The following is a 1853-nucleotide window of genomic DNA, read 5'->3' as shown; positions in this document are numbered from 1 at the left end:
CTTCTTCCTTCTTCCTTACCTTTGCTATACAAGACCGATGCTACCGGACATGATATCATATCTCGAAATAATTAGAGCGGTACTGATAACTAATAACTGGTAATTGATAATGCCTCTTGCTTCCTACCTCTAAACTCAGCTCCAGAGTATTTTTTCAGATCTCAAAATAATTAGCGATCGCCTGCGAATTATTGATAACAAATAATTTTCATTTGTTTGATTAACGCTCTAGTATTAGATTGTAATTTAGTGCATAATTTTTGCCTATGAAAATATAGAATACTTAAGCTTTTATAAAGTTTTTGGATAATCAAATGTTTGAGGATATAGTCTACCTAAATAATCTTTATTATAAGTTAATTAGAACTGTTTAATGAAACAAAAGTTCAGAAAATTTGCTTTAGGAATGACTTTGACAATTTTGTTGATAGGTTTAATTGCCTGTCAATCAAATTCGTCTGTAAAAAAAACTAGAGTTCGTGCTGCCCATAGTAATTGGGTTGAAGAACATTTCCAAACAGAAATTGTGAATATTGGTCTGGAAAAACTTGGTTATCAGATTGAAAAACCGAAAGAAATTGATTACCCTGCTATTTATTTGTCTGTTGCTAATAGTGACCTAGATTATAGTGTTATCGGTGCTGAAAAAGCACACCAAGAATATTTTAATAATGCTGGGGGTGAAAAAAAGTTAGAGCGAGTTGGAGTTCTGACTCCTGATTTGATACAAGGTTATCAAATCGATAAAAAAACTGCCGATAAATATAAAATTACTAATCTTGGACAACTTAAAGACCCGAAAATTGCTCAACTATTTGATTCGGATGGTAATGGTAAAGCTAATTTAGTTGGTTGTAATCCTGGTTGGTTTTGTGAACGAATAATCGATCATCATATCAAAGCTTATGGACTAGAAGATACAGTTGAACACAATAGAGGACAATACATTATTTTGCTTGCAGATGTTATTAGTCGCTACCAGCAAGGGAAAAGTCTTCTCTACTATGCTTATAATCCTCACTGGGTATCTACAGTTTTAAAACCAGACAAAGATATAATTTGGTTGGAAGTTCCCTTTACCTCTCTTCCAGAATCCCAGAAAAATATAACAGTAAAAGACACCACTATAGAAGGTAAAAATCTTGGATTTGCTGTTGATCGCCTGCGAATTTTTGCTAACAAAGAATTTTTAGCAGCTAACCCAGTTGCCAAACGTTGGTTTGAACTGGTTCAAATTCCTGCTGAGGATATGAATGTTGAAAGTCTATATATTAAAGAGGGTGAAGATTCTCCAGAGGATATTCGTCGCCATGCTAAGGAGTGGGTTGAAAATAATCAAGAGTTGTTTGATCGTTGGTTAGAAGAAGCAAAAAAGGCGGCAGATGTTTGACTTATACTAATAGGACTTACGCACCTGAACGTATTTCCGTCATTGCGACCCATAGGGTTTGCGGAGCATTCCGGAACGGAAAGCAATCTCAAGTCCTAGTTTTTCGTACCTCATACCTAACATCCTGATAATATTAAATTTGGTTCAATAACATCACAATCAATAGACTTGTCGCTTTATAACTTAAAAACCCCCAAAAACCTTGTTCTGTAAGGATTGTAGCTATTGGACGGCAAAACTGCTGGGAATTATTGCTCTGTCTAGGTTAGAGTGATTTTTTCCCTTTATTTAGCGACAACTCTAATTATTAATATCATGTCCGGTAGCATCGGTCTTGTATAGCAAAGGTAAGGAAGAAGGAAGAAGGAAGAAGAAAGAGGGAAGAGGGAAGAAGGCTACCCTCGCAAGAAAAAACCATCATTTCCTGTAGATATTCACCCTTGGGTTTACACAAACGATATAA

1 protein-coding gene is annotated in these 1853 nt (G+C 35.3%); it reads left to right on the top strand.

What is annotated here, in order from left to right; genetic code table 11:
• Window positions 1–373: 373 nt before the first annotated feature.
• A complete protein-coding gene (proX, locus tag D5R40_RS32585; RefSeq protein WP_124145990.1) occupies window positions 374–1390 on the top strand; it encodes a glycine betaine/L-proline ABC transporter substrate-binding protein ProX in 1017 nt (338 codons plus the stop codon).
• Window positions 1391–1853: the final 463 nt, after the last annotated feature.

This window comes from Okeania hirsuta, from assembly GCF_003838195.1.
Taxonomy (GTDB): domain Bacteria; phylum Cyanobacteriota; class Cyanobacteriia; order Cyanobacteriales; family Microcoleaceae; genus Okeania; species Okeania hirsuta.
This window is presented reverse-complemented; position numbering and strand designations above follow the sequence as displayed.

What these genes read in the sequence shown, in the direction of transcription:
- proX (WP_124145990.1), top strand. Translation starts at nt 374, where the DNA reads ATGAAACAAAAGTTCAGAAAATTTGCTTTAGGAATGACTTTGACAATT.